Annotated in this window: 9 protein-coding genes; 5 read left to right on the top strand and 4 right to left on the bottom strand. The window is 74.6% G+C overall.

Annotation, left to right across the window (positions count from 1 at the left end):
- Nucleotides 1-273 precede the first annotated feature (273 nt).
- The 3 genes from ACSTA4_RS23935 to cofD all read right to left on the bottom strand — a co-directional run bounded on the left by ACSTA4_RS23935 (nt 274) and on the right by cofD (nt 4,261).
- The gene (locus ACSTA4_RS23935; protein ID WP_444961107.1) at nt 274-1,857 is read right to left on the bottom strand and encodes a Na+/H+ antiporter; all 1,584 of its coding nucleotides are present in this window, start codon (nt 1,855-1,857) and stop codon (nt 274-276) included.
- 122 nt (nt 1,858-1,979) lie between these two features.
- Complete coding sequence (locus ACSTA4_RS23930; RefSeq protein WP_444961106.1) at nt 1,980-3,275, bottom strand: coenzyme F420-0:L-glutamate ligase; 1,296 nt, start codon at nt 3,273-3,275, stop codon at nt 1,980-1,982.
- The gene (gene cofD, locus ACSTA4_RS23925) at nt 3,272-4,261 is read right to left on the bottom strand and encodes a 2-phospho-L-lactate transferase (RefSeq protein WP_444961105.1); all 990 of its coding nucleotides are present in this window, start codon (nt 4,259-4,261) and stop codon (nt 3,272-3,274) included. The genes ACSTA4_RS23930 and cofD overlap by 4 nt, the downstream gene beginning before the upstream one ends.
- Before the next feature lie 240 nt (nt 4,262-4,501).
- Here cofD and ACSTA4_RS23920 point away from each other — a divergent pair, with 240 nt between their 5' ends.
- The 4 genes from ACSTA4_RS23920 (at nt 4,502) to ACSTA4_RS23905 (ending at nt 11,968) form a co-directional block, all read left to right on the top strand.
- Nucleotides 4,502-5,848, top strand: a complete 1,347-nt coding sequence (locus tag ACSTA4_RS23920) for a hypothetical protein (RefSeq protein ID WP_268742202.1) — start codon at nt 4,502-4,504, stop codon at nt 5,846-5,848.
- A 238-nt stretch (nt 5,849-6,086) separates the two neighbouring features.
- Nucleotides 6,087-6,374 (top strand): WhiB family transcriptional regulator, encoded by a 288-nt coding sequence (locus ACSTA4_RS23915; RefSeq protein ID WP_013154770.1) that lies wholly within the window; start codon nt 6,087-6,089, stop codon nt 6,372-6,374.
- 419 nt (nt 6,375-6,793) lie between these two features.
- Nucleotides 6,794-10,207 carry a glycosyltransferase gene (locus tag ACSTA4_RS23910; RefSeq protein WP_444961104.1) on the top strand — a complete coding sequence of 1,138 codons (3,414 nt, stop codon included), beginning with the start codon at nt 6,794-6,796 and terminating at the stop codon, nt 10,205-10,207.
- Nucleotides 10,208-10,318: 111 nt separating this feature from the next.
- On the top strand, nt 10,319-11,968 hold the full coding sequence (locus ACSTA4_RS23905) for a DUF5719 family protein (RefSeq protein WP_444961103.1): 1,650 nt from the start codon (nt 10,319-10,321) through the stop codon (nt 11,966-11,968).
- Between the two features lie 24 nt (nt 11,969-11,992).
- Here the strand turns inward: ACSTA4_RS23905 and ACSTA4_RS23900 are convergent, their stop codons facing one another.
- Nucleotides 11,993-12,388 carry a metallopeptidase family protein gene (locus tag ACSTA4_RS23900; RefSeq protein ID WP_444961102.1) on the bottom strand — a complete coding sequence of 132 codons (396 nt, stop codon included), beginning with the start codon at nt 12,386-12,388 and terminating at the stop codon, nt 11,993-11,995.
- Nucleotides 12,389-12,648: 260 nt separating this feature from the next.
- On the opposite strand from ACSTA4_RS23900, the gene ACSTA4_RS23895 reads away from it, so the two are divergent.
- Nucleotides 12,649-13,050 (top strand): DUF3499 domain-containing protein, encoded by a 402-nt coding sequence (locus ACSTA4_RS23895; protein ID WP_026338144.1) that lies wholly within the window; start codon nt 12,649-12,651, stop codon nt 13,048-13,050.
- Nucleotides 13,051-13,162: the final 112 nt, after the last annotated feature.

Below are 13,162 nucleotides of genomic sequence, written 5' to 3'. Positions count from 1 at the left end.
AAAGTTTGTAGTTTTTCTGGTGGCCTCAGTGCCTTTCCCAGGTCTCAGGGGCCCCTTCAGTACCAGGAGAGACGACCGCCTCGCGTACCGTTCGTCACGGTCCGTGCGCGCCCGCGCGGACGTTCGCGCCCCGCTGGCTCCGGTTCCCACACATTCACACGCGGCGTGCGGGACGGTCCCGGCGGGCACCTGTCTTCACGGAGAAGGCGGGCCAGGCCCCGGCCGTTCCGGGCCTCACGGGACCCGCGGTCCCGCGCCCGGCCGCCCCGCGACTCACGAGCCGTACGGACCCGCCCCCGTGTCCCGGATGTCCAGGTCCCGGCTCATCTCCTGGAACACGGCGTGGTCGATGTCGCCCTCCCGGTACATCGACACCAGCGCGTCCCTGCGCGCCTGCGTGATCTGCGCGTGCACGGCCCTGCCGCTGTCCACCCGTTCACGCGCCCGCCCGTCCTCGGCGTCCATCAGCCCCCGCACCTGCGAGACGCGCCGCGTGTACACCGCGCGCAGCGAGTCGGCGGTGCGGTCGTCCACCTCGCCCTCCCGCAGCAGCTCGTCCACCTTGCTCAGCGCCGCGCAGCTCATCTGCTCGTCCGCCCGCAGGAACTCCATCCGCCGCGCGCCCTCACGCGCCATGCCCAGCTTGCGCAGCAGCAGCGGCAGCGTCATCCCCTGCCCCACCAGCGTCCCGAGCACCACGACCCCCGCCACGAACACCAGCGCGCCCCGCTCGGTGAACGGCTCACCGCCCAGCGTCGCGGGCAGGGACAGGGCGATCGCCAGCGACACCGCCCCGCGCATCCCGCTCCACCCGATGACCAGCCGCTCCCGCAGGTCGGCGCCCTCCAGCTTCGAGAACGGCGGGATCCGGTGCAGCGGGATCACCACCAGCATCAGCCCCATGCGCAGGGCGACCGCCGTGGCCGTCGTCGCCAGCGCCACCCACACCAGGTCCAGGAAGGCGAACTGGTCCCGCACCGCCGTGACCACCGAGTCCAGCTGCAACCCCAGCACCACGAACAGCATCGACTCCAGCAGCCCCACGAGGGCGCCCCAGATCGTCTGCCCGTTCACCCGCACCCGCGGCGGCAGCAGCCCCTCGCCGCGCGTGCCCAGGTAGAACCCGGCGACCACCGCCGCCAGCACCCCGGAGAACCCCGCCATCTCCGCCGGGATGTAGGCCGCGAACGGCGTGACCAGCACGACCATCAGCTGGAGGGACGGATCCCGCATACGGGTCCGCGACCACGACACCGCCAGGGCCACCGCGGCGCCGCAGACCAGGCCGCCCGCCACGACCTTCACCAGTTCGACCAGGCCCTCCTGGGGCGTGAGCGGGTGCGCCATGGCGGTCACGGCCAGGCTGAACAGGGTCAGCGCGACCCCGTCGTTGATGAGGGACTCGCCCTCCAGGAGGGTCAGCACCCGGCGAGGGGTGCCCACCCGCTTGAGGATCGCCGACGCCGCCACGGCGTCGGTCGGCGCGACGGCGGCGCCCAGGGCGATCGCCGCGGGCCACCCCACCGACGGCATCAGCAGGTAGACGATCCCCGCCAGGCCGAACGCCGTCAGCAGCGTCACCCCCACCGCCATCACCATGATGGGGCGCGCCAGCTCGCGCATGTCCTTGGGCGAGGAGAAGAAGGCGGCGTTGTAGATCAGCGGGGGCAGGAACACCAGCAGGATGACCTGGGGGGAGATCGACAGCGAGTGCAGCCAGGGCACCAGCCCCAGGGCCATGCCCAGCAGCACCAGCACGACCGCCCCCGGCACCCGCAGCCGCCCCGCGACCAGTCGACCGCAGATCACCGCGACCACGATCACCAGCGTGGCGACCACGTACCCCTCGACGGACACCCCGCACCTCCCCGCCGACCCCCGCACGCACCAGCATGGCGCTGCCGGGCCCGCCGGTCGCCCTGACGCGCCGGTCGCCGGGGGACGGGCCCCGGCGACCACCGCGTCAGCGGGTCAGCGGGTCAGCGCACGGCGACGAAGTCCTCCGGGTCGCGCGGCGGCCTCTCGCCGGGCGCCTCGGCCGCGTACCCCACGGCCACCGCGCCCATCGGCTGCCACTCCTCGGGCACCTCCAGCACCTCGCGCACCACGTCCGCGCAGAACATGGTCGAGGAGACCCAGGCCGACCCCAGCCCCTCCACGGCCAGCCCCACCAGCAGGTTCTGCACCCCGGCGCCCATCGCCACCAGGAACATCGACCGCTCGGCGTCGGCCCGGCGCGCGTCCGGGTAGGGGTGGGCCCCGTCGGCCACCAGGAAGGGCACCACCAGGTACGGCGCGCCGCGCAGCACGTCGCCGCGCCGTGTGCGCCGGGCGATCTGCTCCTCGCTGAACCCGTCGCCGCGCAGGTCCGCCACCCACGCCGCGAGCATCGCGTCCAGCAGCCGCTTGCGCGTGTGCGCCGACTCCACCAGCACGAAGCGCCACGGCGTGGTGTGGTGGGGCGCGGGGGCCGTCACCGCCGCGGCCACGGCCCGCCGCACCAGCTCCGGGTCCACCGGCGCGTCGGTGAACGAGCGCACCGTCCGCCGGGCGTGGACCACGTCCCGCGACCCGTACCGGAACAGGTCGGCGTCGGGCGGGCGGATCAGCGCCGCCGCCCCCGGGCCGTCCTCCTCGGTGACCAGGCCGCCCAGGCCGCTGACCACCGCGACCGGCACCCGGTTCGTCTTGCCCTTGACCAGCTCGCCCGCCCCGGCGATCTCGTCGGCCACCGCGTTGACGGTCGCCTCCATGAGGTTGCCGTGGGTGTCGGCGGTGCCGCGCAGGTCCTGCACGACCGACAGCCCGGCGGCGCCGATGGCCACGTCGGTCTGCCCGACCCGCCACGGCCGCCCGAAGGTGTCGGACACGATCACGCCGACGTTCACGCCCAGGCGCTCGCGCAGCCCGGCGCGCAGCGCGCGGGCGGAGGCGTCGGAGTCCTCGGGCAGCAGCAGCACGGTTCCGGGCTCGACGTTGGAGGCGTCCACCCCCGCGGCGGCCATGACCAGCCCCTGCCGGGTCTGCATGATCCCGGTCCTGCCCGTACGGGCCACCACCCGGACGGTCTCGGAGGCGACGGCCTCCTCCCGGTCCATGCGGCGGGCGCGGCCCTCGGCCTTGCTCACGACCTTGGAGGTGACCACGAGGATGTCCCCGTCGGCCAGCGCGGTCCCTGAGGCGGCCACCGCCTCGGCGACCAGGGCCGACAGGTCGTCGCCCGACCGCACCTCGGGGATGCCGCCGAGCCCGCGCACGCTCAGTCCGGTGCTCACTCGCCGTCTCCCCGCTTCTGCGCCAGCTCCACGGCCAGGTCCACGGCCGCACGCGCGAGCGCCTCGGTGGCGGCGGGGTCGCTCATGTACAGGGGACGCGAGCGCACCTCGATCCCCTCCACCTCGGTGCCCGCGTCGGCCTCGTCCACCAGCCAGCCGTCCAGCAGGTCGGCGCCCAGGTGCGCGGCGACCGCGCCCGCGCTGGTCTCCACCCCGATCGCGGCCAGGCAGGCGTCGGCCATGCCGCGCACCGGCGCGCCGCCGATGATGGGGGAGACGCCCACCACGGTCTTGGCCGCCATGGCCTCGCGGATCCCCGGGACGCCCAGGACGGAGCCCACGCTGACCACCGGGTTGGACGGGGGCAGGATCACGGCGTCGGCCTCGGCGATCGCCTCCAGCACACCGGGCGCGGGCTTGGCCGTCTCGGCGCCGACGCTGACGATCTGTTCGGCGGGCAGCGCCGCGCGGTGTCGGATCCACCACTCCTGGAAGTGGATGGCCCGGCGCCCCTCGCCGTCGTCGACGACCACGTGCGTCTCGACCTGGTCGTCGGTCATCGGCAGCAGCCGCACGCCCGGCCGCCAGCGGTCGCACAGCGCCTCGGTGACCGCCGAGAGGGGGAACCCGGCGGCGAGCATCTGCGTCCGCACGATGTGCGTGGCGGTGTCGCGGTCGCCCAGGCCGAACCAGGTGGGCTTCATCCCGTAGGCGGCGAGCTCCTCCTTGACGGTGAAGGACTCGTCGGTCCGGCCCCAGCCCTGCTCCTCGTTGATCCCCCCGCCGAGGGTGTACATCACCGTGTCCAGGTCCGGACAGATTCTCAGCCCGAACAGGGTGATGTCGTCACCGGTGTTGCCGATGACGGTGACGCTGCTGTCTGTGGTGTGCTCTTCGGTGGCCGACGCCACGGTTCCGAGCGCCGCCCTGAGGCCGCGGAGGAACCGCGCGCCGCCGATACCGCCAGCCGGTACGACTATCCGCATGCGTCCAAGTCTGGCAGTCTGGGGGCGTGTATGGGTCGTCTGCCCCGCCGTGGGCACGATCCGTGCGTGACCGTTCCGGTATCGGAGGTCCGTGAACTCCGTGGCTGCGGTCGCCATCCCACTCCTCGGCCCCGCCCGGTGTCCCCACATCCATGCCCGGACGCGGCCGATCCACACGTGACAGCCCGACGCCGTTCCCAACGACCCGACGGCGAAGCAGCAGTAGATGGGGAACCTCTCTTGAAGAACGAAACGCTAGAACGTCTGCGCCTTCCGGCGGCCTGGGTCCTGCTTGCAGCCGCGGGCGTGCTCATGCTCTCCGGGCTCATCCAGGTCATCGTCCGGTCCAGCGGCTGGCGCTCGGAGACGTCCTTCGCCACGGCCATGTACGACGCGGGCTCCGCCAACTTCTTCGGTGTGACCATCACGATCCTGGTCGCCGTCGCGGTGGCCCTCGTGCTGACCAGCGACAGGACCAGGGCGGGCGCCTCCCCGGTCGTGCTGACCGCGATGATCGTCACCGGTGTGGGCCTGCTCTTCTGCCTGATCACGGTGATCTGCGGCTTCATCGACGCGATCAACATCGGCCACGGCTTCGCCCGGATGCTGGGGACCGTCGCCCAGGGCGCGGTGCTCGGCATCTTCGGCTTCGCGGCGCTCAAGGCCTTCAACGACCCGACCCTGGTCCCCAGGGTGGTGCAGCCGCAGAACGCCTACCCGCAGCAGTTCCCGCCCGCCACCGGCGCGCAGCAGTCCTTCGCCCAGCCGGCCTACCCGGGCCAGCCCGCCGACCCGACCCAGAGCGCCGCCCAGCCCTACGGCGCGGACCCCGCGCAGCAGGCCTACGGCCAGCAGTACGGGACCGACCCGGCCCAGCAGTACGCCGCGGATCCGGCTGTCCAGCAGCAGTACGGGACCGGCGCGCAGCAGTCCTACGGCCAGCAGTACGGCACCGACGCCTCCGGGCAGCAGTACGCCGCGGACCCGGCCGTGCAGCAGCAGTACGGCACGGGCGCCCAGCAGTCCTACGGTCAGCAGTACGGGACCGACGCCTCCGGGCAGCAGCCCGTCCAGCAGGGCTACGACGCCTCGCAGCAGTACGGCCAGCAGTACGGAGCGGACCCGGCCCAGCAGGCCTACGGCCAGCAGTACGCCGCGGACCCGGCCGTGCAGCAGCAGTACGGCACGGGCGCCCAGCAGTCGTACGGTCAGCAGTACGGGACCGACGCCTCCGGGCAGCAGGCCGCCTACGGCCAGCCCGGCGAGTACGCCTACGACCCCTCCCAGTACGCCCCGCAGGGCACCGAGCAGCAGCCCGCCTCCGGTGAGCAGGCCGCCCAGGACGCGATCCAGTACGGCTGGTACCAGGGCGCTGACCAGGGGCAGCAGGCCCAGGACACCCCGGCCGACGGCAAACTTGATCCTTTCTTTAACTCCGGTGAGAACAACGGCAACCAGACGCCCGGCCAGGGCGGGGGATCGTACGGGGGTCAGTACGGAGCGGGCACCGGATACGGCTCTGACCAGCAGGGACAGGGCGGAACCGGTGACCAGCAGGGGTGGTACGGCGGCGAGGACAAGCGCTGACCCGGCTCCGTCGGCCCGCGCTCCCCACCGCCTCGGAAGGTCGTGAATTGCGTGGTAATCCGCAGAACGGACATCACCGGACTGCCGTTGGCGGTTCGTTACATGATATTCAGTGGATTACCACGCAGGGCGCTTGACTCTCAGCAAGCGACCCACGTGTAATTTCAAGGTGGGATTCCACCCGGCCCGGGGGACGAAAAGGGCCGGGGACATCTATGGGGGGCAACAGGAGGTGCGCATGAGCGAGGTCATCCCGCTGGCGCACGGCTCGGATGAGGATCTGGGCTGGCAGGAGCGTGCCCTGTGCGCGCAGACCGACCCGGAGGCGTTCTTCCCCGAGAAGGGCGGCTCGACCCGGGAAGCCAAGAAGGTCTGCCAGTCGTGCGAGGTACGTGCGGAGTGCCTGGAATACGCGCTGGAGCACGATGAGCGCTTCGGCATCTGGGGGGGACTCTCCGAACGCGAGCGCCGCAGGCTGAAGAAAGCCGCCGGGGGAGATTTCGATTTCCTGGCGGAGATGCTCTAGGGCCGCGTGTGAGACGCGCGTCCGGGCCGCGAGCCCGGGCGCGCGTTTTTCATGTTCGGCCCCTTCCCGGGTGCGCGGCGATTGTGTCCGCGGCGCGGTCGGGGGTGGCAATGCCCGGATATGCCGGGCCGTATTCGGATGTGTGTTCGAATAGGCCCTCCCCGTCGTGGTGGGAATGCTCCGATATGGCCGACCGCAGCGGCGTGTGACGAATAGGCCCGTAATGGTGTCGAGTGGCGTAGGGTGATGTCCCGCGCGGGCCGTGTCCGGCCCCGACGAGGTCACGAGGGCCGCGGTCGGCCGTGACGTCCCGCGCGCGGGCCGCGTCCGGAGCGCGGTCGCGCCCGTCGGCCCCGCCCGGCCGGACCCGCGGACCCGATCGGGGCCGCGCCCCCTCCCGGAGAGAACCCACCACAGCCGTGCCTGACCAGGATTTCGCCCGACACGTCGTCACCGCGGTCATCGTCTCCCACGACGGCGCCCGCTGGCTGCCCGAGACGATGCAGGCGCTGCGCGGCCAGTCCTGGCCCGTGCAGCGGGCCGTCGCCGCCGACACCGGCAGCACCGACGACAGCGCCGAGGTCCTGGCCCGGTTCCTGCCCGCCGACGCCGTCGTGGAGCTGCCCGCCGACACCGGGTACGGCGACGCCGTCCGCGCCGCCCTGGAACTGCCGCGCTCCACCAGCGCCGTACGCGGCTTCGACGAGGACGCCACCGAGTGGATCTGGCTGATCCACGACGACCTCACCCCGGACCGCGACGCCCTCGCCCACCTGCTGGACGCCGCCGACCAGGATCCCCGCGCCGCCGTCCTGGGCCCCAAGCTGCGCGACTGGTTCGACCGCCGCCTCCTGGTGGAGGCCGGCGTGACCATCGACGGCGCGGGCCGCCGCGAGACCGGCCTGGAACAGCGCGAGTTCGACCACGGCCAGCACGACGGCACACGCCAGGTCCTGGCGGTCTCCAGCGCGGGCATGCTCGTGCGCCGCGACGTGTGGGACCGCCTCGGCGGCTTCGACCCCTCCCTGCCGCTGTTCCGCGACGACATCGACTTCTGCTGGCGGGTGGGCGGCGCAGGACTGCGCGCCGTGCTCGTCACCGACGCGGTCGCCTACCACGCCGAGGCCTCCGCCCGCCGCCGGCGGCCCATCTCCGCCACCCGCAACCACCCGCGCCGCGTGGACCGCCGCCACGCCGTCTTCGTGCTGCTGGCCAACCTGCCCGTGGGCGGCATGGTGGCCGCGCTGCTGCGCAACTCCGTGGCCTCGCTGCTGCGCGTGGCGGGGTACCTGCTCATCAAGCAGCCCGCCAACGCCCTGGACGAGGCCGCCGCGATCACCCTGGTCTACCTGCGGCCGCTCCGGCTGATGCGCGCCCGCTTCCGGCGCCGCCGCGACCGCCGCCGCACCTACAGCGCCATCCGGCCCTTCCTGGCGCGCGGCGTGGCCATGCGCCAGGTCCACGACGTGCTCACCGGAATCCTGTCCGGGGAGCCCGTGCGCAACACCCCCGGCCGCCACCAGGCCGTCACCGCTCCGCCCGCCGCCGAGGATGAGGACGAGATCCCCACGGACAAGGCCGGCTTCGTGCGCAGCGTGCTCCTGCGGCCCGGGGTGCTGATGGTCCTGGCCCTGGCCGCGGTGGCACTCGTCGCCGAGCGCTCCCTGCTCCTGGGCGACCTCCTGGCGGGCGGCGCCCTGCCCCCGGTCGCGGGCGGCGCGGGCGACCTGTGGAACCTGTACCTGTCCGGCAGCCCCGACAGCGGACTCGGCGCGGCCGACCCCGTCCCGCCCTACGTCGGACTGCTCGCCCTGCTGTCCACGCTCACCCTGGGCAAGCCCTGGCTGGCCGTCACGATCGTCCTGCTGGGCTGCGTGCCCCTGTCCGGACTGACCGCCTACCTGCTCGCCCGCGAGGTGCTGGGCTTCCGCCCCGCACGCCTGTGGACGGCCGCGTCCTACGCGCTGCTGCCCGTGGCCACCGGCGCGGTCGCCCAGGGCCGACTGGGCACCGCCCTGGTCCACGTCCTGCTGCCGGTGCTGGGCCTGCTGCTGGTGCGGCTGGTGTCGATGCCGCCCAAGCCCTCGCGCCGCGCGGCCTGGGGGGTGGGCCTGGTCCTGGCGGTCGCCACCGCGTTCGTGCCGATGGTGTGGCTCCTGTCGCTGGTCACCGGCGTGCTGGTGGCCGTCGCCTTCGGCCACCTGGGCCGCCGGATCTACGTCAGCGTCGCGCTGGGCCTGTCCGTCCCGCTCGTGCTGCTGATGCCGTGGACGCTCGAACTGCTCCTGCACCCCAGCCTGTGGCTGCTGGAGGCGGGACTGCACCGCCCCGAGCTGTCGGCGCCGGGCGCCACCCCGCAGGAGCTGCTCATGCTCTCGCCGGGCGGCCCCGGGACGCCGCCGTTCTGGGTCACGGCCGGGTTCGCCGTGGCCGCGCTGTGCTCCCTGCTGCTGCTCCGCAACCGGATGCTGGCCGCGGCGGGGTGGTCGCTCGCCCTGTTCGGGATCCTCCTGGCCATCCTGACCAGCCGGGTGGTCGTCGAGCCCTACTACGGCGGCCCCCCGGCGCCGGTCTGGCCCGGGGCGGCCCTGGCCTTCGCCGCCACGGCGGTGCTGCTGTCGGCGGCGACCGCCGCCCGCTCCTTCGGTGACATGGTGCGCCTGGGCGGGCCGAGGCGGGTCTTCGCCCTCGCGGTGGGACTGCTCGCCCTGGCGACCCCCGTCTGCGCCGCGGGCGTGTGGATGTGGGAGGGCGTGCGGGGGCCTGTCACCGCGCACGCCGAACCCGTCGTCCCCGGCGCGCTGGTCGGGGCCGGGACCGTCGAGGGCGGCGGGTCCGACGGCGCGCAGACCCGGCCGCGCACCCTCGTGGTCACCGCCGACGGCGGGGGCGGTGTGGACTACCTGGTCGTGCGCGGACGCGAACCCCGCCTGGGCGAGGAGCAGCTCGTGCCCGAGCGCGGGGTCCGCGAGGTGATGGACCGGGCCGTGGCCGAACTCACGGTGGGCCAGGGCGGCGACCAGATGTACACCCTGGCCGACCTCGGCATCCAGTACGTGCTCTACCCGCGCCCGGAGATCAGCGGGCCCGCCGACGTCACCATGGTCGACACCCTGGACGGCACACCGGGGCTGGAGCGGCAGTCGCTGTCGCGGCACTACGCGCTCTGGCGGCTGGCCGCCCCCACCGGCGCGCTGCGGGTGGTCTCCGAGGACGGCGTCGGAGCCGAGGTCCTCGCGGTGCGCGGGGACGCGGACGAGGTGAGCGCCCCGGTCCCCGAGGGCGGCACCGGACGGCGGCTCGCCCTGGCCGAGGCCGCCGACAACGGCTGGCGCGCCAGCCTGGACGGCGTCGAACTGGACCCCGTCCCCACCCGGAGCGGAACCCAGGCCTGGGCGCTGCCCGTGGAGGGCGGCGAACTGCGCGTCTGGCACACCGACTACGTCCACGCGGCCTGGCTGCTCACGCAGGGGGTCCTGCTCGCGGTGGTCGCCGTCCTGGCCGCGCCGGGTGTGCGGACCGAGGAGGAGACGCGGCTGATCGAGGCCACGCCCACCCCCCGCCCGCGGCGGCCGGAGCGGCTGCGGCGCGCGGGGAGGTCCCGGGCGTCCTCGCGCCGGGGCGCACGCGCCCGGCCCGGCCGCTCGCGGCCCGGCGGCGAGGACCCCGGCGGGCGCGCGGACGGGGACGCCGCGGCGGACGCGCCGGAGGGCGGCGTCCCGCCCGGCTCCGCGTCCGAGGAGGACACAGGCACGCTGTCCGCCGTGCGGGGCGGGGGCCGCCGCCGGGGCACCCGGGGCGTGCGCAGGGGGGAGCGGCGCCGTGGTCGCTGACCGGGGCAGGAGAACGCGCCGGGCAGCGGCGGACGAGGACACCGGGACGGCCGGGACGGCCGGGCCGACCGGGCCCGCCGGGCGTGCGGTACCGAACGGGAGGAGCAGGCGGTGCGACTGATCGTGGAGAACCGGTTCGCGCTGTTCGGGCTGGTCTCGCTGGCCCTGGCCGCGCTGTTCGGCGTCGCGTTCGCGACCGGGCCGATCACCGCGGAGCTGGGCGTCACCGAGCCCGGGAGCGTGCGGCCCGACCACGCGGTGCGGGTGTGCCCCGCCCCGCACGAGTCGGGGGACAGCTCCGTGGCCGCGTTCGCGCCGAGGGTGAGCCGCGACGACGAGGGCGAGCTGTGGGCCGAGACGGTCCCGGCGGCCCCCGAGGACGAGGGGGACGGCGCGGGGAGCGGCGAGGACACCGGGGACGGTGAGGCCGGTGGAACCGGCGGGGACAGCGGGGACACGGGGAGCCCAGGCGGCACCCGGGGCCGCACCGTCGGCGAGGAGCTGACCGAGCCCGGCCGCGTGTGGAACACCGACACCGCCGGAACCGGCGCCCCCACCGCCGTCCGCGCGCAGGGGTCCCTGGCCTCCGGACTCGACGCCGCCCAGACCACCCTCTCCGACAGCTCGGCCACCGAGGTCCGCTGCCTCGAACCCTCCGTCGGAACCTGGTTCGCCCTCCCCGGCGGCGACGGCATCGAGGGCATGCGGCTCGACGCGCTCACCGTGCACCTGGCCAACCCCGAGGACTCCCGGGCCACCGTCAGCGTGGACGTCTACACCGAGGGCGGCCCCTCCTCCTCCGAGGAGAGCAGGGGCATCGCCCTGCCCGCGGGGGCGGCGACCGAACTGGACCTGACCGACCTGGTCGGCGGAACCAGCGCCGTCGGGGTCCACGTGCGCACCAGCACGGGGCGGGCCGCGGCCTCCCTGCTCGCGGAGCACTCCTCCGGCACCGCCGACTGGGTCCCGCCCACGGCCGCGCCCGCGCGCGAGCACGTGGTCCCCGGCGTCCCCGGCGGCGACGGCCGTCGCCGCCTGCACGTGGCCGCGCCGGGCGACGAGCCCGTCCAGGTGCGCGTGCACACCGTCACCCCGGCCCCGCGGGACGGGACGGAGGAGGCGCCGCAGGAGGACGGGCGGGACGGGGAGGGTCAGGGCACCGGGACCGCCGACGACCCGCTGACCTTCAGCGTGCCCCCGGCCGCCTCCGCCTGGCTCAGCCTGGAGACCGTCCTGGCCGGGGAGCCCGGCGCGGTCGTGGTGGAGGCGGACGCGCCCGTGGTCGCCGGTGTCGCCGCCGAGGCGGTCACCGGGGAGGGGGACGACGTCGAGGTGGTCGAGGCGGCCTACACCTCCGCGGTGCCGCCGCTCGGCTTCCCGCTGGACACCACCGCGGTCCTGCCCGACGTCCCCGAGGACGCCGACACCGAGCTGCTCCTGACCGCGGTCGGGGGCGACGCCACGCTCATGGCCACCCCCATCGGCGCCGACGCCACCCAGGGCGACGCCGTGCGCGTGCGGGTCGCCGCGGGGACCACCACCGTGTTCGGCGGGGACGACGGCTGGCAGGCGCCCGCGGGCACCGAGCCAGAGGACGGCTACGCGGTCCGCCTGGAGGTCCTGGACGGCTCCGAGCCCGTCCACGTCGCCCGCGTGCTGCGCGGCGGCGGAGACGGCCTGGGCGTGCTGCCGGTGACGCCCGCGCCGGTGCGGACCGAGCTGCCGGTGGTACGCGACAGCATGGTGGGGGTCGTCCCCTAGCCGCCCCGACGCACCCCGGGCCGGTCAGCCCTCGGGGTCCACCGACTCCGGTTCCACGCCGAGCAGGTTGGCGACCTCCTCGACGACCGTCTCGTGGACGAGGAGGGCCATCTCCTCCGGATCCTTCGTCCGGATCTCCACCGGACGCCGGTACACCACGATTTTGGCCCGGCCGGAGGGATCGGTCTCCAGGCGGGAGAAGGGGATCGCCTCGGTCAGGGGGCCGTGGGGTTCCACCGGGGGGACGTCCTCCACGAGGAAGTCGACATTGGCCAGCTCCCGCGCCCACAGGCGTTCGAGGCGTTCGACGGCGTCCAGGACAAGGTCGTCGAAGGCCTGCGCCCGGCTACGGAAAACCGGCAGGTCAGAGGGCACGAGAGGACCGCGGATGCCTCGGCCGCGGCGGTCCCGGCGCCGCACTCGGTCTGGTTGGCCACTGGAAAGGCGCACTCGTCGCACACTTCGAGACTAAGCCATCACGGGCCCCGCGCGTAGTCCTCCCGAGGCGAAAGCGCTCACGCGCCCGGGGAGCGGGCCGCCGGACGGCGGCGGGGGACGGGCCGGAGGAGGTGCGCCGACCCCCGGGAGGGCGGCGCGCGGAGGCCGCCGACGAGCGCGAACGGGCCAGCTCATGGAACGATGCTGGCGTGTCCCTCAGTAAAGGCATACAGTCGAACGCTGTGAGCCCTGTTCGACGCTGCTCCCGTACCGCCTGCAGACAGCCTGCCGTCTTCACGCTCACGTACGTCTACGCGGACTCGACGGCCGTCCTCGGCCCGCTCGCCGCCTACGTGGAACCGCACTGCTACGACCTCTGCGCCGTGCACGCCGACCGGCTGACGGCACCGCGCGGCTGGGAGGTCGTCCGACTCCCGGTCGAGACGACGGGCGGCGGCCCGGGCAGCGACGACCTGGAGGCCCTCGCCGACGCCGTACGTGAGGCGGCCCGCCCGCCTGCCCGCAAGGACCCCTCCGACGAGATCGGCGAGGGGACCGGGACGCTGCGCCGGGGGCACCTGCGCGTGGTCAGATCCGATCCGGGGCGCGGCGAACAGCAGCCCCCCCGGCACTCCGGCGGGTAGACGGCGCCGCCCCCGCCGCGGCGGGGAGCCGGCCCGGGCCCGAACCGGCGGTGGTGCGGGGGTTCGCGGGGACGCCTTGCTAGTTTTGTACCGCGCGCGGCCCGGCCGCGCG

The organism is Nocardiopsis sp. M1B1, assembly GCF_052466615.1.
The sequence above is the reverse complement of the archived record's forward strand: the minus strand, read 5'-3'. Positions and strand labels throughout refer to the sequence as shown.

Bases quoted from the DNA above. Each gene is read 5' to 3' on its own strand.
- cofD (WP_444961105.1), bottom strand. From the start codon at position 4,261: ATGCGGATAGTCGTACCGGCTGGCGGTATCGGCGGCGCGCGGTTCCTC.
- ACSTA4_RS23915 (WP_013154770.1), top strand. From the start codon at position 6,087: ATGAGCGAGGTCATCCCGCTGGCGCACGGCTCGGATGAGGATCTGGGC.